Below are 238 nucleotides of genomic sequence, written 5' to 3' on the forward strand. Positions count from 1 at the left end.
GGAGGCGCTGCGTCAGGGGGACTGGCCAGCAGTGTTGCGGCTGTTCGAGGCCGACCGTGACGCCTTGGTTCGAAAGGCCAGGGACGAAGTGTCGCGCGGGGCGGTCTTTCATCGTATTCGTGTGGTTGAGGAGCCGCTGACGCCGTATGTGCAGTGGGAGCTGCACTGGCTACGACTGAGCGCGGAATGCGGGCATTCCGTTCGCGTCCTGCCTGCTTCCGCGGTCGCCGCCGCGGAG

1 protein-coding gene is annotated in these 238 nt (G+C 66.8%); it reads left to right on the plus strand.

Going from position 1 to position 238, the window contains the following annotated elements:
* Positions 1 to 238 (plus strand): DUF6879 family protein (locus RB628_RS42245; RefSeq protein ID WP_412180817.1); only part of this gene is annotated, 238 nt, incomplete at both ends.

This window comes from Streptomyces sp. ADMS (genome assembly GCF_033441795.1).
Lineage (GTDB): Bacteria > Actinomycetota > Actinomycetes > Streptomycetales > Streptomycetaceae > Streptomyces.